Genomic DNA, 21,688 nt, shown 5'->3' on the forward strand with positions numbered 1-21,688 from the left:
TGTTATTCATGCAACATTTTTTAATTATATTTTTCTTAAAAACGGGGCAATGAAATTCATTTGATTCCATTGCCCCGCTTTTTTATGGGCTGAAAGATTTAAATGATATTTACAACCACCCTATCACTTCTCAGTATCTTGAATGGTAGGCTTAATCTTAACGTCTTTCAACTTATCATCCCATGCATCTACATCTTGTTCATGCGTCTCTTCTTGCTCTAACAAGCGTTTCAACTCCTGACGCGGAATACGTCGTAACACAAAGTAAGGACATCCGAAGTTACAATACTCCAACAAATAATCCTGAATTGTAGAGAAACGTTTACTCATATCTACTTTCTTATTGGCATCTTTATAGAAGCCTTTCAATCTCAGTTGTTCGTAACCGATATCCCCTACCACATAATCATATTTATCCAGAATTTCAGAATATCTTTTCGCAAATTGCTCCTCATTGAAAGCTTCACGATAATCTTCAATTAGTTCAAAGTATTTATCATCAATCTTAATCATAAACTTTGCTCAATCCTTTATGTATTTCCAGTTTCTCTTAAGTCCTTAAAGTTATAAAAAGAGGTAGAGACCTCACTGTGCTACTCGTAAATACTCATCGCTCACGAGTTTAAAGAACTCAATTCCATGTGGATGTGACGCAAGTAATTTAGAATGCCGTCTCGATCTCACATCAGTTCTCAACACGATTGTCTCAACCTCTTCCTCTTTATTATAATGATTGTCTATTTATCTCAAATAGTAATAAATCATTAATCATCTATATATAAACTGGTTGTAGTCATTATATGATACGCATTTAATTCTATGTCCTACACTTGATTTCTGTACGACTTATTGATTTGTTTCAGCACTTAGTTGTTCTTCACCCATACGTTGTTTTTCTTTAGCTGCTTCGTTAACTTGTTCGTCAGCGTGGTAAGAACTACGTACTAATGGACCTGCTTGGCAGTGTTTGAAGCCTTTTTCAAGAGCAACCTTTCTCAACTTACCAAACTCTAAAGGTGTGTAATATTTTTCAACTTTCAAGTGTTTACGTGAAGGTTGTAAGTATTGACCAATAGTTAAGATGTCTACATCATTGGCACGTAAGTCATCCATAGTTTCGTAGATTTCTTCGTATGTTTCACCTAAGCCAAGCATGAAACTAGATTTAGTAGGGATGTCTGGTTGTAATTCTTTAGAACGTCTTAAGAATTCTAACGTTCTGTCGTATGTCGCACGTGCACGAACTCTTGGAGTTAAGCGACGTACTGTTTCGATGTTGTGGTTAAGAATATCAGGTCTAGAAGCCATTAATGTTTCAAGTGCTTCGTAGTCCCCACCCATATCTGATGGAAGAATTTCAATCGTTGTATATGGATTACGCGCTCTTACTTTACGTACTGTTTCTGCATAAACGTTAGAACCTTGGTCGCGTAAGTCGTCACGAGCAACCGCTGTGATAACCACGTGTTTCAAGTTCATTAATTCAACAGATTCTGCCACACGTTCAGGCTCGTTTAAGTCTAACTCGTTAGGTAAACCTGTCTTAACCGCACAGAAACGACACGCACGTGTACATACCGCACCGAGAATCATAAATGTTGCTGTACGACGTGCACCCCAACATTCATGAATATTAGGACATTTCGCTTCTTCACACACTGTGTGTAAGTTTTTTTCGCGCATCATTTTTTTCAAACCAGTGTAGTTCTCGTTCGTGTTAAGTTTAATCTTTAACCAATCCGGCTTACGTAGGATTTCCTCATTTTTTGTAGCCATAGCAACGAACACCCTCCTGTATAGTTCTCCTATCTATTATAACGAAAATAAGTATAAATGAAAACGCATTAGCGACCTTGACTTTAACAATTTCTCGCTGTCGTTCAAATCTTATTCACTTTTACACTGCTCAGTCAAAGCCGCTCAAACCTCATATTACTCAACGTCTTCAGCTACTTCTGTCAATTTCATCTTAAAAATGTCTCGCAGAAATTCTGGCATAATATACTCAATCGCCTCGCCTTTCAACATCGGGAAGTAACGACCGAAAGTGTACATATCAACCGTGCCCAACGTATACGCTTCTTCATCATAAACCTCACGCTCTCCAATGAAATAACGTCTCTCCGATTCGATAAAGCCGATATTGTAGAGCACGTAGCCACCAAAGATATCTCCACGGAAACCGAGTCCTTGCGCATGTTCATTAAGATATTCTTGTTTCTGACTCTTATCAATAATGGCTTTCAATATGTCACCTTTCAAACGCACGCGAACTGCGTTAATAGGATGTGGAAGCATCTGATGAATGTCATATTCTGTCACTCGATCCTTATTAATGTCAGTGACAATTAATCCTGCGTTGATAATACTACCTTCTGTATGAGTGAATTCTTGCAGACTTTCCGCAAGCATATAAGCGGTCTTAGAAATACGATTTGTCGTACGTGGTAAATACATCGGACGGTCGAGTACGGATGTATCCATCAACTGTTGCCCTTCTTGAATGAAGTTCGTTTCGACTTCTGGCAAGGTATCGAGCGGATGCAAGATCGCACTTTTACCCACTACTTGACGTTGCTCAATATCAAGCGTCACTTCACCTAGGAAATGACCATACTTACCAGCAGCAGTCATTAATACACCATTCTGCTCTTCGCCTTGCTCAAAATAATGATGCGTATGACTGCCAAGAATTAAATCAATCTCAGGTAACTCTTGGCATAATTGCTCATCGAAGAAGATACCAACGTGACTCATCACGATTAAGATATCATACTGGCCTTCATGCGCATGAATTTCATCTTTAATCGCTTCAAGCGGATCTGTAACTACCCAGTCTAACGCACGATAGAATGGCGTGAATGGGGCCGTCGCTGCAACGAAGAGGATATCGACATCTTCCACAGTTTGGATATGCGAAGATACCATGTTACGAGGCAAATTCCCTTCTTCGTCAAACACGTTTGCACACGTCACAGGGAAATTCGCATCATCATATAGATGATTCAAGGCCTCATGAGAAATCGTCATGCCTTCATTGTTCCCTATCGTAGCAAGATCACATTGCGCATTATTCAGTAACTCCACGTTCTTCAAACCTGCCGTTGCTTCTGTTACAGGCAAGGAGAGATCGACGTGATCTCCTATATCTAAATAGAGAGAGGGATGCGTAAGCTGAGGCCGATGTTCTTTCATATAAGCATCAATACGCGCATACTCGTGAAGATGACTGTGAATATCATTCGTATGATAAATCGTTAGCTTCATCTCTCATTCCCTCCTTTTTATAAAAATGATTTGATAATTAAATAAACACCCATAATCAGTAATACCGTTCTAAGCAAGAGCACGACCGTATCAGATTTAATGGTACGGTTAATTCTCACACCTATTTGAGCCCCAATGATACTTGAAATGATCAAGACAAGTGAGTATCCCCAAGCGACATGGCCTTGTACCATGTGGCCTAGTGAGCTCATCAAGCTTGAGAAGAAGATCATTAACATACTCGTACCGACTGCCACGTGTGGTGGAAAACGGAAGACGATGAGCATTAACGGTGTCATCAAAGCGCCGCCACCAATACCAAATAAGCCAGTGAGAATTCCGATAAATAGCGTTGCTACAAAGGTGAAAAGGGGTGGCACGTTGTAATGATACGTTACACCTTCGTTATCCGTATACGAACGGCGATACTTCTCTTTATTAAACAATTGAATCGGCTTAATTTTATTTCTGATAATCAACAATACAGCAACTAATATTAGAAATATGCCGAAGTATAAATCGAATGAATTTAAAGTTAAGAAACAGCTTAATACTGAACCAATGAGCGACCCTGGTAAGAGTCCAAATAGAAAGATTGAACCATTTTTAAAATCAACTTGTTTCGATTTCATATAGCCAAAGGTCGATGACAAGCCTGTCACAATGAGTATGACAGAAGACGTCCCTATCGCAATCTGGGGTGTGATGCCATGCAGTAAGTCATGTTCTACCCCTAAATAGATTAAGGTTGGCACTATAATCAAACCACCACCGATACCGACTAACGAACCGAGTATCGCTGATAGAGCACCAATTAATATCAAACAAATAATCGTTAGCATCTAAATCGCTCCTCAGAAAAGTTTTAATTGTTGTGGTGCTAACCCTTCATATTCAATGCCGAGTATCTCTTGATAAGTCTGAGCATTCTGAGCAGCATGTCCACCCGAATTGTTGTTAAATACGACATAGACTTTAGATGTCTTCTGTTCTAAGATCTTCACTTTCTGTGCCAAATCTTCAAGCTCTTCCTGACTATAGTTATATAAATAACGCACGTCACGCCATGTTTGATCACTCATATCTTGTTTCGTCCAACCACTCGTATTACGGCCATGATAGCGTACGAGCGCGACATCACTCGTCACCCGATTGACGAGAGGCACGCTTGCTTGACCGACTTGTGGCTCGTCACAAACTGAATGGATGATGTGATTCTGAGTAAGAAACGACAACGTCTCTTCTTTAAATTGCGGGGTAAACCACGATTGATGACGAAACTCCACACACATCGGATAGTCTTTCAATTGTTCTCTGACATAGCGAATATATTGGATATTGCGCGCATTACAGTCAAACCATGGTGGAAATTGAACGAGTACCATTGCCAACTTCTGATGTTGCTGCAAAGGTTGAAGCATCTTCTTGAAATCATCAAATAACGCCTGTCTCGACTCTGCAAACTCTTGATAATCTGCATGTAGTGTCAGCGCTTGATGGCTTTTCACCACAAACTTAAACCGCTCAGGCGTTTCTTTAATCCATTTATTAATATTTCTTTCAGGTTGTATCGCGTAATATGTAGCATCTAATTCCACTACAGGAAAATGACTGGCATAAGTCTTTAATTTGTCCGTGGAACGTTGCACATCTTCATATAATGAATCATGATCGCCCCAACCTGTAAGTCCAATTTCAATCATAAACTATCACCACATTCATGATACCACATCTCGTATACCCCATTCATTGAATTCATTCGCTTTTACAAATTCTTAAAAGGTGGATTAAAGTAAATAAATAAGACCCTGAGTCTGCGTAGAAATACGCTCCATGCTTCTCAGGGTCCTCAATAATTAATATATTCTACTATGACTGAAGTAGTGTTTCCGCTTCTTGCACAATTTGACGAATTAACTCAGCTGCAGAAATGGTACGTGCTAAACGTGGAGATTGACCACTCCACAGATGCGTATACTCTGCATCGTCCTCTCGCGCAGCTGTCTTACGAATCGCAGTCGTCAATTGATTCTGAATTGGATATTCGGGTATTTCCCCTTGATAATCAGCGAAGTGAGAAATAAAGCGATTGCGAATACCTCGCGCAAACTTACCACTATAGACATTCGTAATCGTAGGTTGTGTTTCGTCGCTGTCGAGTATCGCTTGCTTTTTAAGTGCTGAAGCACCACTCTCTTCAGTAGTTAAAAAGCCGTACCGAATTGTGTCGCCTCTGCACCAAGAGCTAAACTTGCCACAAGACCGCGACCGTCCATCATACCACCCGCAGCAATTACGGGTACGTTGACTGCATCTGCGACTTGCGGAACTAATGACATCGTTCCAATTAGCGGAGGTTGGTCTGCTTCATCTACAGTAAACGAACCGCGGTGGCCACCTGCTTCACTTCCTTGCGCTACGATCGCATCCATACCTGCGCTTTCTAACGCTACCGCTTCTTCTACCGTCGTTGCAGTCCCTACTAGCGTCGCACCTGATTCTTTCAAACGTTGAATCGTGGACTGTGACGGAATACCGAACGTGAAAGCCACCACAGGCACCTGTTTCTCAATTATTAACTCAATTGCGCCATTGAAATTGCGTTCTTCTGCATCCATATCCACTTCAGGTTCACTCACTTGGTAACGTTCACGTAACGGTGCCAAATGTTCTTGCATCTCTTCAACTTCATCAGGATCATAAATCGCATCTGATGGCACAAATAAATTCACTGCGAACGGCAAATCCGTCAGTTCTTGAATTTCGATAATCTCTTGATTAAGCTGTTCCGGCGTCATATAACCTGCACCGATTATACCTAAACCACCACTATTGCTCACAGTGGCGACAAGCTCAGGTGTGGTACTCCCTGCCATACCGGCTTGAATAATCGGATATTTAATTCCACATCGTTCCGTGATACGTGTTTGAAGTTTCATCATTACGCCCTCTTTCTATTTCTTTTTTCTTTGATACGACTTAACGTTACGCTCTAATTTACGTTGTTCCTCTTCATCCATTTCATCTTCAATTTCCATACCGAGCATATCTTCTATTAAATCTTCATGTGACAAGATGGCTTCAGTTCCACCGTATTCATCGAGAACGATTGCTAGATGCTTGCGCGTGATTGTCATTTTACGCAAAGCCCATTCAGCTCGGTTATGTTCATTCACAAATAGGGGTTGAGATGTATAGTCTAGCAACTGCTTATCTAAATTACGGCTCCAAGCGAGCAAATACTTCGAGTGAAAGATGCCGACAATATTGTCGATATCGCCATCATACACCGGATAGCGTGTATAAGGATGTGAAATGACCGTGTCGTAAACTTCTTCGTAACTCGCCTCTTTGGAAAAAGCTGTCACATTAATTCGCGGTGTCGTATTGATATCCGTGATCTTTAGTTTGCCAAAGTCCATCACACCTTGAATACGATTTCTTTCCATCTCGTTAAAAGCACCTTCACTACCTGCAATGGTCACCATCTGACGAATTTCTTCCTTAGAATAATGTTGAGACGTTGTTTCGCCTCTTGAAAGCAAGCGATTGATACCATCTGTTAACGCGTTCAAGATCTTCGTTATGGGTTTAAAAATAATGACAAAAAACTGAATTGGTGTGAAGACCAAGCGCGCAATGCGATCAGGATATGTCGCCGCGACAGACTTCGGAATTACTTCAGAAATGATGATAATCGCTACCGTCGTCACTGCTGTCGCAATACCTACATTGAGGCCAAGTCGCACAGCAAGAATCGTTACCAAAGTAGGAAGTATGATATTCGCGATATTATTTCCGATGAGAATCGTCGTTATAAATTCACTCGGCTTATTCAGCAGATTGACGAGTTTCTGAGCTTTAGAGTCACCCTCATTAGCAGCCGTCTGAATCTTCATGCGATTCGCTGCCGTTAATGCCGTTTCACTCCCCGAGAAGAAGAACGAGGCAAATAACAAGATGATAATCGATATAACCATAGATCTACAACCCCTTTATGTATGTCTAATTTGTTGAATCATCTTACGTTAATACTATAGGATAAATCATCTTCAAGTAAAATACCTTGAACTGCAAGGTAGCCATATTTTTAGTTTACCCTTTTACAAATAACGCTAGTCTCAAAAACCGAATGCTTAATGATACGCTTCGTTAAAATATGAGGTAATTTATAATAAATTTACTATTTCATTCATGAATAAGGTGCGATATCGTAACTTATGTCAGTGTGAATTGTGTGATGCATTGTGATAGTGGAGTCATTACATATACATACAAGTGATTTTACTGAAAATCCATATCTTATAATATTAAAAGTGCATGCGAACACATCTCGTCTTAGCATAATTCTGCAAGCATTGCACAGCACATCGAAGATTCTACAGGAGGTTATATTATGAAGAAGTTACAGTTACTCGGTTCAACATTACTTTGCTCAACTCTATTACTCACAGGTTGTCAAAGTCACGAAGACAAAGTGAAGGAGGAGAAGAAACAAGAGGCGAAGAAGAAAGCTGATAAGAAGAAACAACAAAAAATCGAAAAAGACTATCGTGAGCATGCTAAAACATTCTTTGAAGACATGTATAAAGGTGCGCATGCAAGTAATATTAAAATCGATGATCCTGATGGTGATAACAAGGACTTTAGACGTCGAGATAAAGAACTAAAGAAAGCTTACAAGAAATATAAAGATGGCATGGATAAATATCCAATTAAAGATACTGAAAATAAACAAATAGATCAATTTATTAAAGATGTTTATCAAGTTGATAAAGCGAACCATGATTATGAAAGTAAACTGCGTGACATTAAAGGATTAGATCCAAAAATCATTAGAAAGTTAATGTTACAAGAATACTACTATTATGATTTTACAATGTTAATCCTCGGAAAGAAATACGAGTCTCTTGATTTTGAAGACTTATTTGATAAAAAGACATCAGGTTATATAAGCACAATTATTACCGATGGCAATAATAATCCACAGAATACAATGGCCAACTTTATCGGACGTCAAGGTGAAGGCAAAGAGGCAACTAAAGATCAATTGAAACAACTACCAAAAATGAGTTTAGATCGTTATAGTAAAGTTGTTACTGATAAATCTGATGAGACAAAGTCTGCAGATAGAATAAACAAAGCGATTGATGAGGTAAATAAACATTTAGATAAAGATTCTAAAATAGCTCACGTTAAAGACAGTGTCAATTCACATCTTTATACCGCAATTGGTGCTGAAGATGAAATGTTTGAGTATCAAGATGAATATAAAGAAAAATTAAAGCAAGCAGAAGCGCAGGGTAAATAATCTTTCCGACTCCCTACGATAATAACAATGGCTTAAAAATAAAACGAAAACAAAATGATTTCAAACGAGGTAAATATCATGTACAAAAATTTCAAACTGATAGCTATTTTGATGCTTACAACTTTAATCATTCTTACCGGCTGCGAATTACCTATTAAAAAGAAATCTGATTATCCAACAACTGCGAAAAGGTTTATAAGTCACTTGGCTGTAAACAATCAAGACGTTCCCTCCTCTTATAAAGAGGTAATAGCTATTGATAAAAAGCATCAGAAAGATCTTGAAAAATACTATAAAGAGTATAAAAACAACATTGATAAAAATGATTTAAAGAATAAAGACTATAAAAAACTTGATCATATCCTTACCGAAATCTATGAAGTCAATCACGATTTCATGAAAAATATAAATCAAATTGGTAATGTTAAAAACATAGATGAATCTACTTACACGAAACATTTAGAACAATACTTATATTTAGGTGAAATGCTGACTGGTAATGTTGCTATCGAATTAGATGAATTTAATTTAGATTATGATGAAGTTTTAGGTAAAAAGCACGCATCTATGTTAGAAGATTTACTTACAAATGAAGAAATGCCAACAACTCAACTTAGATTTTTTGCTTATAAGCAAGGACACGGAAACGTCGTACCTAAAAACCAACGTTCTAATATATCTAAAATCGATTTAAATAAATATCAAGACTACACTACGAAAAGGCATAATAAAAAACTTTCTAAACAAAACATTAATGAAGTAATTGATTCGATTAATAATAAACTAGATGATGACCTTCAATTCAAACATGTTGATGATGCTATGCCTGCATGTATAGTAAGTACTTTATCAGAAGAACTCAAAGCCTTAAATAAGTATGCCTAAGTACACACCCTATTATCTTAGCGAAAATATTTTTTAATGCTACTAAAAGATGAACAAAAAGTTATAAAGACGAAGCGCAACTCAAAGTTATCACTAGCTTAGAGTTGCGCTTTTTAAACTTATCTTTAAGTTGTTTACAAATCTTCTCAGTCGTTACTTGCGAGCATCTTTCCTTTAAACTTTCCACTGCTCTCGATGACCTATCACTCTGGTTGATCAGAAATATTAATCTTATCTTTCATTTCATCTAAATCTTTCGCTTTATGATATTTATGCACGATACGCTTCGTATTAAATTTAATTCCGCCCTTATGCATATCTTCAAATTTAAATGGACTTTGACTACCAAATATGATGATTTCTTTCTGACTAACTGCGATATATGAGCGATAAGGTCCCTTATTAGGCTGCACGACATACACTTTCATACCATCTGGCGTATGCTCGATATTAGCTTTGTGCAGTTGCAACTCAGAAATTGATTTATATTTATCTTTACCCTTCAATCCTTGATATTGTAACTCATATTTACCTCGTTTCAACTCTTTCGCTGTTATCATATAACGATCGACATTGCGCGCATGAAGCGTCATTGCAACGAGCGCTTTATCATCATAATCCGCTTGATGATTTTCACTTTTACCATGAGATGTCGCATGGTCGTCCCGAGATGTATGATCTGACTTCGACTGTGACGTATGCTCATCTGTCTTCTTAGTGTGAGAAGACGTGTCAGACTCCTTCTCAGTTGACTGTTCAAATCCACAACCTGACAATATCGTCGCCGAAATCAGCCCACAACATACGAGTGTTCTCGCTTTCATCTTCCCATCCCCTTTACTTTAAATTTCTTCGCCATCTTCGTTAAATTTCGTTACATTGCCATCTTCATCAATAATATACGAACCACGCAAGTTCCCTGCTTTATCCGTATATGAGAAGCCCCAATTACCACTATCGGTCTTTTCAGGCTCTTTGAAAATGTATTTATCGGTATTCAAAGCATGTCCTTCGTACTCCTCTACTTTATCTATCACATTACTACGCGTCACTTTAGTTGAATAGTCTGACGAATCATCAGAACTATCATCTTTAGGTTTTGTCGTATGCGCATAACCATCATTACCATTCAGATTAGTGAACAACGCTGCATATTTATCAATTTGCGATTGCGATGGATGCTTCAGTTTATACACATCACCGTTATTTAGAATACGTTGCGATTCCTTTCTACTATAATCATCGTCCATCCAACGTCGATCCTGGAAGTGACTCGGTACATCATACACAGTTATCGTTCCATCATTGTTATTCGTATAATGAATGACTCCTCGTGCCCGTGGAGTTGCCACGATGAGTTGCATACCATCTGGGTAAGATGCACTATCGACATCATCCAATGGATTCATCTTGTTACCTGAAACGTCGCTATGCATGAACTCGTCTACATCAGACGGCCCAAATACTGTCAGCCATACTTTAGCATAATACTCGGCCGATTGTGTATTCTCTTGATGCGCACTAGAACTTGAGTTACTGCCGTCTTTCTTCTTCGCAAAGCGATGCACGTTCTTTTTCTCATGATGTTTCTCGTTGTGATGACTCTCGCGCTTCTCGCTGTTAGTTGACTTCGAACCGTGTTGCTCTTTACTATCTGAACTGTCATCATTTCCACAAGCCGCGAGCAGTAGTGATGTGACGAGGAGTCCAGACACAATAAATTTTTTATTCATCTACTCATCTCTTTTCAGTAAAAGTATTATATATTCGTGGCTCAATCAAAGTATGATCCTTTGCGGTTATTATACTATATTTTCAGTAAAATGAAGGCGTTTTATTAAAGTTTCTTGAGTATGTACAAAAGCCACGTTGTAAGTTTGGCAACGCGGCTGGTTAAAAAATCTACTTAAGTAATGATTCACTAAATTCAGACCATGCTAATGAGATTTGCTCAAATTTATGAGGATAAAGTACTTTTAAATTATCTAAACTCGAATCAGTAAATAGACTATTAGAGTTTATAGTGTAGGGTTTATGCGTCCTTACAAAACAATAATCTCGCGTGATATATCGCAGAGTAGGACACTCTATTTTACCTATACTAATATCAAATTTGTAATCGATATTCTTTTTATTTGAAACTGAAGATATTGGAAGAACGGTCAAATCTGTGTGAAAGTAATTTCTCTCTATAGCAATAATCAATATAGGACGTACTTTAAATCTTACTGATTGCGTCTTAATATCATAATAATGCATTCTAGATTTAACAACTGTATTCACTAACTTATTCGGTTGATAATTGAAAACCAAATTTCATCGTCTCCCAATCTACGTCTTCAAACTCATCGACATACATGTCATATAGATGATCATACATACGATTTGGATCAATGTCTGGATCATTAACTATGACTGGTATTGCTCCATCAGCAATATCATAACTTTTTAAATAATAATCTGATTTTATAGTACGGCTTAAATCAATTAAATATTCTACAGAATACATGCCATAAGTTTGAACTGTATGATCGATAATTTCTTTTGCAGAACTATCTTGACACGTACCTATTTGAGAGCCATCCTTTTCGAAGAATGAAGCTAATATTGGAATCTCCGGTTCTTTATCCCCTTTTACTAAAGAAGGGGAATACAAAGGCTTATCCGTAATTTGATAACATATAAATTCTGCTAAGAACGCAAATATTTGTAACTTAGTAGCATCGTTGCCGAACTTAACGTTATAAGTATTTTCATAAGACTTGATAAGATACTTTGCAACTGCAAAAATATTTTCCATAGTCATCATCCTTTCTTGTTGTAATGTATCGTTGATGCAACTGTTTCATAACATCCTATCTTATTCATATCAATCTCAAATTCACTTGAAGCTTCATTTTCTACGTTTCGCCTAAACTATACTTTTCTATATCTTACACGCAGAGCGTAACCCTTGTCTATATAATTTATACGAAAACTTTAAATTGCTATCTATTGTTAAAAAATGTGGAAATTTATTTCTTATTTTTAAACTTTGCAATCAAGGTTCCAATACCTACTAGTATGAGAAAAGTGATAACCCAACTGACTATAGTAATAATAACAATTTCTTTCCTTTCCTCTGGAACTATTAGAATAAAATTCATTTCATGACTTATCAAATAATTATCAATAATCACTTCAAACTATTTAAAAAAACCAAGTAAGCGATAATTGCTCACTTGGTTAATCAAATACTCTTTTAATCTAGATTTATATTTCGTTTCCTTTCTCATCATATTTAGTAACATCACCATTTCCATCTACTTTATATGACCCACGTAAAGTGCCAGCTTTATCAGTATAAGAGAAGCCCCAACTACCATCTTCTGTTTTCTCAGGTTCTTTATAAGTGTATTTATCTGTATTGAGCTTATGTCCTTCATAATCTTCTACTTTATCAATTACATTATCACGGGTTACTTTACTTTCTCCCTTACTGCTTGATGAAGATGTTTGTGAACTAGAATCACCCTCACCATCTTCGTCAAATTGTTTAGCTAAAGCCTTTACATCTGGATCAGATGAGTTAACTAATTTATATACTTTACCATTATTTAAAATGCGTTCCGATTCACTTTTACTATAATCATCCTCCATCCAACGTTTATCTTGGAAATGACTAGGAACGGAGTACACGGTAATAGTGCCATCGTTGTTATTTGTGTAATACACTTGTCCTGCCGCAGTTACATCAGCAGATAAAAATTGCATACCATCAGGAAACTTAGCAGTAGCATTTTTATTATATGGATTTAAAGGCTCTTCAGAAACGTCTTTATGAGAAAGTCCTGATACATTTGAATTCTTAATAACACTCATCCAAACTTGCGCATAAAATTCAGGGGTTTGAGTATTATTAGTATCTTCAGTTTGTTGTTGATTATTATCGGCTATATTAATCTTTTTCGCTACTTTATCTATATTTTTATTTTCATTATATTTTGCCTCTAAATTTTTTATATGTAGTACTTTACCTTGTTGTTTAGCTTCATCGTAAGTAACCTTACTTTGTGAACCAAAAAGAATAATTTCTTTGTCACTCACACCAATAAGCGAAACACTATCGGGCTTAGATGGGTTAGTTTTATAAAACGTAACGTTGTCAGGAGTATTAGTAACTGAACTAGAATCTTTTGTTAAAGTGAGATTAGAAACAGACTTCGTGTTATTATTGTTACCAATTTGAGGAGCGTCATACTCTCCATCTAACAATTCTTTCGCTGTAATTGAATACTTATCTGCTCCTGGTTCAAACAACGCCATTGCAATATGTTGTTTTTTATCAAATTTCTGTTCTTGATGTTTTGAACTATGAGATTTTGAATTGTCGTCCTTAGATTTTGAGGAGTGATTTTTAGATTTTGAACTATCATCCTTATGAGATTTCTTACCTTCTGTGTTATGTGATGTTTCCTTTTTATCATTATGATGTTTAGAATCATCGTCGCCCTGGTTACATGCACCTAGTAGCAAAGTACTTCCTAATAATGCACTTACTAAATATCTCTTTTTCATAAAAGCGTCTCCTTTACCGTAAAGTATAGCTTAATGATTAAATTATACTTAATTAGCAAGACACTATTTGTCCAATTGACTGCCAATTCTGTTGTCCTTTCATTCATTGAACGATTCCCTTTTCTACCTCAAAACAACAAAAACCCTGATGCCTCGATGGCACCAGGGTTATGAAATAATATCATTCGAGATGAATCCACTAATAAAAGCCACATATATCAATGGTTTAGATTAACCAATTGAACCTTCCATTTCGAATTTGATAAGACGGTTCATTTCAACCGCATATTCCATTGGAAGTTCTTTAGTGAATGGTTCGATGAAGCCCATTACGATCATTTCAGTAGCTTCTTCTTCTGAAATACCACGGCTCATCAAGTAGAATAATTGTTCTTCTGATACTTTAGATACTTTCGCTTCGTGTTCTAATGAGATGTTATCGTTGAACACTTCGTTGTAAGGGATAGTATCTGAAGTAGATTCGTTATCTAGGATTAATGTGTCACATTCGATGTTTGAACGTGCACCTTTCGCTTTACGTCCGAAGTGAACGATACCGCGATAGATAACTTTACCACCATTTTTAGAAATAGATTTAGAAACGATAGTTGAAGACGTATCTGGTGCTTTGTGAATCATCTTCGCACCTGCGTCTTGTACTTGTCCTTTACCTGCAAAGGCGATAGACAATGTACTACCTTTGGCACCACGGCCGTTAAGCACACAGTTTGGATATTTCATTGTTAACTTAGAACCTAAGTTACCGTCTACCCATTCCATGTTACCGTTCTCGTGAACCATTGTACGTTTAGTTACTAAGTTATAAACGTTGTTAGCCCAGTTTTGGATTGTAGTATAACGTACGTGCGCATCTTTGTGTACGATGATTTCAACTACTGCTGAGTGAAGTGAGCTTGTAGTGTAAACTGGAGCTGTACAACCTTCAACGTAGTTTACTGAAGCGCCTTCGTCAGCAATAATCAATGTACGTTCGAATTGACCCATGTTCTCAGAGTTAATACGGAAGTACGCTTGTAATGGTGTATCTAATTTTACGTTTTTAGGAACGTAAATGAATGAGCCACCTGACCATACTGCTGAGTTTAATGCTGCGAATTTGTTGTCAGCAGCTGGTACTACTGATGCGAAGTATTCTTTAAATAAATCTTCGTGTTCTTTAAGCGCAGTATCTGTATCTTTGAAGATGATACCTTTCTCTTCTAATTCTTTCTCCATGTTGTGGTAAACAACTTCTGATTCATATTGTGCAGATACACCTGCTAAATATTTCTGCTCTGCTTCAGGGATACCTAATTTATCAAATGTACGTTTGATTTCTGCTGGTACCTCGTCCCATGAACGTTGTGTGCGTTCTGATGGTTTAACGTAGTACGTGATGTCATCGAAATCAAGTTCTGATAAATCGCCACCCCATTGTGGCATTGGCATCTTGTAGAACTGTTTCAATGCTTTAAGTCGGAAATTAAGCATCCATTCAGGTTCTTCTTTCATATTTGAAATTTCTTTAACGACATTTTCAGTTAGACCACGTTCTGATCTAAAGATAGAAACGTCTTTCTCATGGAAACCATATTGGTATTCGCCAACATCAGGTGCTTTCTTAGCCATGATAATCACTCCTTCTATATTGTATCCGCGACATTTACCTTGCGAGATCTATATCGAGATGCGATGCATCTATACTTTAATCTTGTTGTTACTTCCTAGTGTGAATGGAATATTACACATTGTCAACGGCTGTAGCCCGCTGAATTTATTCTGTCTTACCTTCTTTTTCTACTGTTCCCTTTTCAAGTGCTTTCCATGCAAGCGTGGCACATTTGATTCGTGCTGGAAACTGAGAAACACCTTGTAATGCCTCGATGTCTCCCATCTCTTCAGTGATTTCGTAATCTTCACCGAGCATCATTTTAGTAAACTCTTGACTCATACGCATTGCATCTGCGAGAGATTGACCTTTGACAGCCTCAGTCATCATTGAAGCACTAGACATTGAGATTGAGCAACCCTCGCCATCAAATTTAGCATCTTTAATCACGCCATCTTCAATATCGAATGTGAGATGGATGCGATCCCCACAAGTTGGGTTATTCATATCTACAGTCATAGAGCCATCTTCTACAGTCCCTTTGTTACGCGGGTTCTTGTAGTGATCCATGATAACTGAACGATATAACTGATCTAAATTGTTAAAATTCATATGAGAAAAACTCCTTCGTTTGCTTCAATGCGTGCACAAGTTGATCGACATCTTCTTTCGTATTATAAACGTAGAAGCTTGCACGTGCAGTTGAAGATTGACCTAACCATTTCATCAACGGTTGAGCACAATGGTGTCCGGCACGTACTGCCACACCTTCAGTATCTACTGCTGTAGCTACGTCATGAGGGTGGATGTCTGTAAAGTTAAAAGTAATCACGCCTGCGCGTCGTTCTTTCGGAGGTCCATAGATTTCAAGACCTTCAATCGCATTCATTTGATCGTATGCATACTCTGTTAATTCTTTCTCATGTGCTTGAATAGCGTCAAAGCCAAGATTTTCAAGATAACGAACAGCTTCAGCTAAGCCAATTGCTTCAGCAATAAGTGGTGTACCTGCTTCAAATTTCGTTGGTAAATCCGCCCATGATGCATCGTATTTACTTACGAAGTCAATCATGTCGCCACCATATTCGATCGGTTCCATATCGAGTAACAAGTCTCTTTTACCATATAAGACACCGATACCTGTAGGTCCGAGCATCTTGTGACCACTGAAGCTGAAGAAATCAACATCTAAATTTTGGACGTCGATGTCCATATGAGGCGTAGATTGCGCACCATCAACGCTAATCACTGCATCATGTGCATGTGCAATTTCAGCGATGGCTTTCACGTCGTTAATCGTACCTAACACGTTTGAAACATGTGTGATTGCTACGATCTTCGTACGATCAGTAATCGTATCTTCGACATCCTCAATCTTAACTTCACCTTCTGGCGTCATCGGAATGAATTTCAACTGTGCATTCTTACGCTTAGCGAGCTCTTGCCAAGGAACGATATTCGCATGGTGTTCCATTTCAGTGACTACGATTTCGTCACCTTCCTCGACATTCGCATCACCATAGCTACGAGCCACTAAGTTAATTGCTGCTGTCGTACCACGTGTGAAGACAATTTCTTCGAAATATTGTGCATGAATAAAACGTCTTACCGTTTCACGCGCATTCTCGTAGCCGTCTGTCGCAAGTGCGCCTAAAGTATGCACACCACGATGCACATTGGAGTTATAACGTTGGTAGTAATCAGAAATGACATCGATGACTTGTGATGGCGTTTGACTTGTCGCACTTGTATCTAAATATGCTAAACGTTTGCCGTTCACTTGTTGATTTAATATCGGAAAGTCTTTAATAATTTCGTTCACATTTAATGTTTCGGCCATTCTATTCACAGACCTTTCTTCATAGAATCATTCATTGAACTAACACTCACATCACCGAATCTAAGAGTGAACTTCAAAGTGAGAACTCAGCGACACGTTCTGGCGAATGCCATCTTATCTCACAGTCGCTCAGTTTCACTCAGTTCAACGTTTACTTATTGACTTTAAGTTCAATTACTTCACGAAGTTGACGTTTAACGTCTTCAATTGGTAATTCACGTACAACTGGGTCTAAGAAACCATGAATAACGAGACGTTCTGCTTCGTGACGTGAAATACCACGACTCATCAAGTAGTACAATTGTTCAGGGTCTACACGACCTACTGACGCTGCGTGACCTGCTTCTACATCATCTTCGTCGATGAGTAAGATTGGGTTCGCGTCACCACGTGCTTTTTCAGAAAGCATTAAGACACGAGATTCTTGGTTCGCGATAGATTTCGTACCACCATGTTTGATGTGGCCTACGCCGTTGAATACAGTAGATGCATTCTCGCGCATAACACCGTGTTTTAAAATGTAACCGTCTGTTTCTTGACCGTATTGAACAATCTTAGACGTTAAATTCACTTTCTGACTACCTGTACCGACAACTACTGATTTCAATTCACTAGTTGAACGGTCACCGATTAAGTTTGTAGTGTTATCGATGATTTGACTACCATTGTTCATTAAACCAAGTGCCCAGTTAATTGACGCATCTGCATCAGCATGACCACGACGGATGATATGACTTGTGAAGCCTTCATCTAAGTAGTCTACTGAACCGTAAGTGATATTTGAATTAGCGCCAGCAATCACTTCAGAAATAATGTTGACTTGGTTGTCATTACCTTCTGAGTTAGATAAATAGTTCTCAACGTAAGTCACTTCAGCGCTTTCTTCTGTAGCGATGATGACATGGTTGAAGAAGCTTGCTTTTTCATCATCGTGAAGTACCACGTATTGAATAGGATGTTCTACTACTACGTTTTTAGGTACATAAACGAATAATCCGCCATTGATTAAAGCTGTGTGTAAAGCAGTGAGACGGTGTTCATCGACATTTACTGCTTCAGTCATTAAATACTTTTTAACTAAATCAGGATGGTTAACGAGCGCTTCTGCTAAACCTTCCACAATTACGCCATCGTTCTTAGCTGATTCTGAAAGACGTGTGAATGCTGTTGAGTTATTGTGCTGAATCACAAGGTTCTCAGAGCGATCTACGTCGATAATACGTTTGATAGAATCAGGAAACTCTTCTAAAGTTTCGTAAGCGCCACCTGTTGTTTCAAGTTGTTGGAAAGAGTCAAAGTCCCATCTCTTAATCTTAGTCTTGTCTGGTCTTGGCATTTCTAAAGTTTCTGTTAATTTCAACGCCTCTTTACGTAAATCTGTAAGCCATGAAGGTTCATTATGGGCTTGTGAATATTCAACAAGTTGCGCTTCAGAAATGTTTAAAGTTTCAGTCGTCATACTATATTTCCTCCCATTTGATGATATTCAGTTTGTCATCTCTCTTAAACAATAGACTTAAATTGAGTCTTATTCTGCAGCACCAAACTCTTCTTTAACCCATTCGTAACCTTCGTCTTCAAGACGTTTAGCAAGTTCAGGTCCACCAGTCTTCACAATCTTACCGCCATACATTACGTGTACTTGGTCTGGTGTAATGTAGTTTAATAGACGTTGATAGTGAGTGATGATAAGTGAACCAAATTCGTCACCGCGCATTTCGTTGATACCTTTAGATACAACTTTCAATGCGTCGATATCTAAACCTGAGTCGATTTCGTCAAGGATAGCGAACTTAGGTTGTAACATCATAAGTTGAAGAATTTCGTTACGTTTCTTCTCACCGCCAGAGAAACCTTCGTTAAGGTAACGTTGCGCCATGTTAGGATCGATATCTAAGAATTCCATTTCTTTATCTAATTTCTTGATGAATTGCATCAAGTTGATTTCGTCGCCTTCTTCACGTTTCGCATTGATTGCTGATCTCATGAAGTCTGCGTTAGTCACACCAGTAATTTCTGATGGATATTGCATAGCTAAGAATAAACCAGCTTTCGCACGTTCATCTACATCAAGTTCTAATACGTTCACGCCATCTAATAATACTTCACCTTGAGTCACTTCGTATGTTGGGTGACCCATAATTGCTGAAGAAAGCGTAGATTTACCTGTACCGTTAGGTCCCATTACCGCATGAATTTCGCCAGCATTAATTGTTAAATTGACACCTTTTAAAATCTCTTTATCCTCAATAGACACATGTAGGTCTTTAATTTCTAATGTTGATGGCATACATATTCCCTCCGTAATATATAATCTGATTTCTTGACTAGTTTATAATAATTTTAATCTGTCGTCAAAATACTAAGCCTCTGTTTCACCCATTTATTATAACGCAGTTCCAAAGCAATATAAACCATTCGGCGCCTTAATTTAAAATTATTATTAAAAAGATAGGATTTTAAAATAGAAGTGGCGAAAAGTTGACAACTGATAAAACTATTGTTGGTGTTCTCAATAGCGTAGAGGGAGAGGAGGATCGATGTGTTTAAGAAATTCCTTTTACCATGCTTTCTAATTCATAAAGCTTTCTATACAAAAAACGCAGAGTCTTAAATCTGAAATTGCTAATAGCTTTCAGATTATTAATACTCTACGTTTAATTTAACTTAATAAGCTTTCTATAAATTCATCTTTAAGTTCATACACTACCGGATTGCTTTTTAACTTATTTAAGTGTTGTTCAAAATTGTTAATTACTCTATTTACTTTCAACCTCGAAATTCGAGTAAACTCACTTAACTCTTTAAGTGTAATTCTCGTTAGCGGGCTTCCAAATACTTTATCTTGTAAAAGTATATATAGCACTCGAGCTTCAGTTTTATTTGAAACCCGATCAGCTAATTTTCGATCAAGTATACTAAGTAAACTTATATTTTCTTGGAATTTCTCTTTAATTTGCTCTTGTCCTTCAACTAAAAGATCTAACATATCGTTGATAAATTGCGTGAGTTCTCCCATATTGTAGAAATTAGACGTGTTTTCGAAAGCTTTATAATATTTATTTTTATAACGGTTAACTATTGAAGAAAAAGTTAAAGCGGTAAATGGATCAGAATGATTGTTCAATAGATGGGCAACGAGATATCTTCCTACCCGACCGTTACCATCATAAAATGGATGGAGATATTCAAACATATAATGGCTAGCCATGATCTTTAATATTTCAGGAGCGTCGAAGTTATTAATAAATGACAATATACGCGTTAGATATTCATAAATTTCTGGTTCTTTATATTCATTACGATGTGTCCATTTTCCCTTACCTTGATTAAACACACCTATACCTTTATTTCTAAACATATGACCATCAGGCATATCATCTTCCTTTATTTCATCAGAAACTAAATTATCGAATATATTTCTAATATCGCTAACATGTGTTAACTCCAATTGTTGTTCTTGCATTGATAAATATTGGTTAACTAAACTTTTAAATCTATTGCGTTTACCGTTAAGTGCATCAGCGATTTCATTCTTCGTACTTTCTACGTTCTCAATTTCGTTAGTACTTTGTAGTTCTTCAATTAATAGTTGTTTAATAAAAGCTTTATTAGCGAAATCTGATGTATCCATGGCAAGTTTACTTATATTTTTAGATAGCCCATAAAATTGATTTAGTTTATCTGACAATAAACGGTTAACGTTGAAGAATAAAGGATAGTTCACATGAGAAAGCTGTTTACCATCTTGAATAGGCTGTATTTCAACATGAGTAATATACGTTGAATAACTATGTAATCGCATTTGGTACTTATTTTTCATGTTTTCTTTTCCGCACATATGAAATATTGTCTTTAAAGTCTTGTACTTCAAGTTTTATTTCCCCTCCTTTTCTAGTAAACTTTTAAATTATCGTAATTAATTATAATATAAAAATACAGATTAAATCAGAGTATCTTAATATTGTCACTTTTTCCATATTTTTGATACATCTCTTCTGATATTTATATTGCAATACTATCTACTCATATTTTATGATACCTAATATTTTTGCGAAATGAGGTATTGTTAATGTCAAAAAGAAAAATTTTCCTATACATATCATTAGTTGTTATTTTCTCCCTTTTAATAACAGGCTATGTTATACATAAAAATAAAAGAGATAAATATATTGAAACCCAAAAAGCCAGAATAGATTTATATTTTAAATATAATCTA

Annotated in this window: 18 protein-coding genes and 1 pseudogene; 2 read left to right on the forward strand and 17 right to left on the reverse strand. The window is 37.1% G+C overall.

The annotated features are described in order from the left end of the window. Nucleotides 1-123: 123 nt before the first annotated feature. The 7 genes and pseudogenes from HMPREF2802_RS05680 to HMPREF2802_RS05710 form a co-directional block, all read right to left on the reverse strand. Nucleotides 124-513, reverse strand: coding sequence for a YutD family protein (locus tag HMPREF2802_RS05680; RefSeq protein ID WP_070503048.1), 390 nt, complete (start codon nt 511-513; stop codon nt 124-126). Between the two features lie 333 nt (nt 514-846). Then, nucleotides 847-1,776 (reverse strand): lipoyl synthase, encoded by a 930-nt coding sequence (lipA, locus tag HMPREF2802_RS05685; RefSeq protein WP_002472238.1) that lies wholly within the window; start codon nt 1,774-1,776, stop codon nt 847-849. Nucleotides 1,777-1,932: 156 nt separating this feature from the next. Then, nucleotides 1,933-3,267, reverse strand: a complete 1,335-nt coding sequence (locus tag HMPREF2802_RS05690) for a bifunctional metallophosphatase/5'-nucleotidase (protein WP_070503049.1) — start codon at nt 3,265-3,267, stop codon at nt 1,933-1,935. A gap of 17 nt (nt 3,268-3,284) precedes the next feature. Next, the gene (locus tag HMPREF2802_RS05695; protein WP_070503050.1) at nt 3,285-4,109 is read right to left on the reverse strand and encodes a sulfite exporter TauE/SafE family protein; all 825 of its coding nucleotides are present in this window, start codon (nt 4,107-4,109) and stop codon (nt 3,285-3,287) included. Nucleotides 4,110-4,121: 12 nt separating this feature from the next. Further along, complete coding sequence (locus tag HMPREF2802_RS05700; RefSeq protein WP_070503051.1) at nt 4,122-4,970, reverse strand: DUF72 domain-containing protein; 849 nt, start codon at nt 4,968-4,970, stop codon at nt 4,122-4,124. Between the two features lie 166 nt (nt 4,971-5,136). Continuing rightward, nucleotides 5,137-6,206, reverse strand: a pseudogene (locus tag HMPREF2802_RS05705) (NAD(P)H-dependent flavin oxidoreductase). Between the two features lie 15 nt (nt 6,207-6,221). Then, complete coding sequence (locus HMPREF2802_RS05710) at nt 6,222-7,247, reverse strand: hemolysin family protein (protein WP_070503052.1); 1,026 nt, start codon at nt 7,245-7,247, stop codon at nt 6,222-6,224. 416 nt (nt 7,248-7,663) lie between these two features. On the opposite strand from HMPREF2802_RS05710, the gene HMPREF2802_RS05715 reads away from it, so the two are divergent. Then, a complete protein-coding gene (locus HMPREF2802_RS05715) occupies nt 7,664-8,578 on the forward strand; it encodes a hypothetical protein (protein ID WP_070503053.1) in 915 nt (304 codons plus the stop codon). A 78-nt stretch (nt 8,579-8,656) separates the two neighbouring features. Beyond that, nucleotides 8,657-9,463 (forward strand): hypothetical protein, encoded by an 807-nt coding sequence (locus tag HMPREF2802_RS05720; protein WP_070503054.1) that lies wholly within the window; start codon nt 8,657-8,659, stop codon nt 9,461-9,463. A gap of 203 nt (nt 9,464-9,666) precedes the next feature. Here HMPREF2802_RS05720 and HMPREF2802_RS05725 read toward each other — a convergent pair whose 3' ends face one another. From HMPREF2802_RS05725 to HMPREF2802_RS05775, 10 genes are all read right to left on the reverse strand, one after another. Next, nucleotides 9,667-10,287 carry a hypothetical protein gene (locus HMPREF2802_RS05725; protein ID WP_070503055.1) on the reverse strand — a complete coding sequence of 207 codons (621 nt, stop codon included), beginning with the start codon at nt 10,285-10,287 and terminating at the stop codon, nt 9,667-9,669. Nucleotides 10,288-10,305: 18 nt separating this feature from the next. Continuing rightward, the gene (locus tag HMPREF2802_RS05730; protein WP_070503056.1) at nt 10,306-11,196 is read right to left on the reverse strand and encodes a hypothetical protein; all 891 of its coding nucleotides are present in this window, start codon (nt 11,194-11,196) and stop codon (nt 10,306-10,308) included. Between the two features lie 554 nt (nt 11,197-11,750). Next, complete coding sequence (locus HMPREF2802_RS05740) at nt 11,751-12,263, reverse strand: hypothetical protein (RefSeq protein ID WP_070503058.1); 513 nt, start codon at nt 12,261-12,263, stop codon at nt 11,751-11,753. Between the two features lie 452 nt (nt 12,264-12,715). After that, nucleotides 12,716-14,020: a hypothetical protein gene (locus HMPREF2802_RS05745; protein WP_070503059.1), complete on the reverse strand. Its 1,305-nt coding sequence runs from the start codon at nt 14,018-14,020 to the stop codon at nt 12,716-12,718. 231 nt (nt 14,021-14,251) lie between these two features. Continuing rightward, the gene (gene sufB / locus HMPREF2802_RS05750; protein ID WP_002471464.1) at nt 14,252-15,649 is read right to left on the reverse strand and encodes a Fe-S cluster assembly protein SufB; all 1,398 of its coding nucleotides are present in this window, start codon (nt 15,647-15,649) and stop codon (nt 14,252-14,254) included. A gap of 145 nt (nt 15,650-15,794) precedes the next feature. Next, nucleotides 15,795-16,241, reverse strand: a complete 447-nt coding sequence (sufU, locus tag HMPREF2802_RS05755) for a Fe-S cluster assembly sulfur transfer protein SufU (protein WP_002471460.1) — start codon at nt 16,239-16,241, stop codon at nt 15,795-15,797. Next, a complete protein-coding gene (locus HMPREF2802_RS05760) occupies nt 16,231-17,469 on the reverse strand; it encodes a cysteine desulfurase (RefSeq protein ID WP_070503060.1) in 1,239 nt (412 codons plus the stop codon). Before HMPREF2802_RS05760 ends, sufU begins: the two co-directional genes overlap by 11 nt. Nucleotides 17,470-17,620: 151 nt before the next feature. After that, entirely contained in the window at nt 17,621-18,928 is a 1,308-nt protein-coding gene (gene sufD, locus HMPREF2802_RS05765; RefSeq protein ID WP_002471461.1) for a Fe-S cluster assembly protein SufD, read from the reverse strand. A gap of 69 nt (nt 18,929-18,997) precedes the next feature. Next, a complete protein-coding gene (gene sufC / locus HMPREF2802_RS05770; RefSeq protein WP_002471459.1) occupies nt 18,998-19,759 on the reverse strand; it encodes a Fe-S cluster assembly ATPase SufC in 762 nt (253 codons plus the stop codon). Nucleotides 19,760-20,131: 372 nt separating this feature from the next. Next, nucleotides 20,132-21,343, reverse strand: a complete 1,212-nt coding sequence (locus tag HMPREF2802_RS05775; protein ID WP_070503061.1) for a Fic family protein — start codon at nt 21,341-21,343, stop codon at nt 20,132-20,134. Nucleotides 21,344-21,688 lie beyond the last annotated feature (345 nt).

Origin of the sequence: Staphylococcus sp. HMSC071G07 (assembly GCF_001811435.1) — a bacterium.
Taxonomy (GTDB): Bacteria; Bacillota; Bacilli; order Staphylococcales; family Staphylococcaceae; genus Staphylococcus; species Staphylococcus pettenkoferi.

What these genes read in the sequence shown, in the direction of transcription:
- HMPREF2802_RS05680 (WP_070503048.1), bottom strand. Translation starts at nt 513, where the DNA reads ATGATTAAGATTGATGATAAATACTTTGAACTAATTGAAGATTATCGT.
- lipA (WP_002472238.1), bottom strand. Translation starts at nt 1,776, where the DNA reads ATGGCTACAAAAAATGAGGAAATCCTACGTAAGCCGGATTGGTTAAAG.
- HMPREF2802_RS05690 (WP_070503049.1), bottom strand. Translation starts at nt 3,267, where the DNA reads ATGAAGCTAACGATTTATCATACGAATGATATTCACAGTCATCTTCAC.
- HMPREF2802_RS05695 (WP_070503050.1), bottom strand. Translation starts at nt 4,109, where the DNA reads ATGCTAACGATTATTTGTTTGATATTAATTGGTGCTCTATCAGCGATA.
- HMPREF2802_RS05700 (WP_070503051.1), bottom strand. Translation starts at nt 4,970, where the DNA reads ATGATTGAAATTGGACTTACAGGTTGGGGCGATCATGATTCATTATAT.
- HMPREF2802_RS05710 (WP_070503052.1), bottom strand. Translation starts at nt 7,247, where the DNA reads ATGGTTATATCGATTATCATCTTGTTATTTGCCTCGTTCTTCTTCTCG.
- HMPREF2802_RS05715 (WP_070503053.1), top strand. Translation starts at nt 7,664, where the DNA reads ATGAAGAAGTTACAGTTACTCGGTTCAACATTACTTTGCTCAACTCTA.
- HMPREF2802_RS05720 (WP_070503054.1), top strand. Translation starts at nt 8,657, where the DNA reads ATGTACAAAAATTTCAAACTGATAGCTATTTTGATGCTTACAACTTTA.
- HMPREF2802_RS05725 (WP_070503055.1), bottom strand. Translation starts at nt 10,287, where the DNA reads ATGAAAGCGAGAACACTCGTATGTTGTGGGCTGATTTCGGCGACGATA.
- HMPREF2802_RS05730 (WP_070503056.1), bottom strand. Translation starts at nt 11,196, where the DNA reads ATGAATAAAAAATTTATTGTGTCTGGACTCCTCGTCACATCACTACTG.
- HMPREF2802_RS05740 (WP_070503058.1), bottom strand. Translation starts at nt 12,263, where the DNA reads ATGGAAAATATTTTTGCAGTTGCAAAGTATCTTATCAAGTCTTATGAA.
- HMPREF2802_RS05745 (WP_070503059.1), bottom strand. Translation starts at nt 14,020, where the DNA reads ATGAAAAAGAGATATTTAGTAAGTGCATTATTAGGAAGTACTTTGCTA.
- sufB (WP_002471464.1), bottom strand. Translation starts at nt 15,649, where the DNA reads ATGGCTAAGAAAGCACCTGATGTTGGCGAATACCAATATGGTTTCCAT.
- sufU (WP_002471460.1), bottom strand. Translation starts at nt 16,241, where the DNA reads ATGAATTTTAACAATTTAGATCAGTTATATCGTTCAGTTATCATGGAT.
- HMPREF2802_RS05760 (WP_070503060.1), bottom strand. Translation starts at nt 17,469, where the DNA reads ATGGCCGAAACATTAAATGTGAACGAAATTATTAAAGACTTTCCGATA.
- sufD (WP_002471461.1), bottom strand. Translation starts at nt 18,928, where the DNA reads ATGACGACTGAAACTTTAAACATTTCTGAAGCGCAACTTGTTGAATAT.
- sufC (WP_002471459.1), bottom strand. Translation starts at nt 19,759, where the DNA reads ATGCCATCAACATTAGAAATTAAAGACCTACATGTGTCTATTGAGGAT.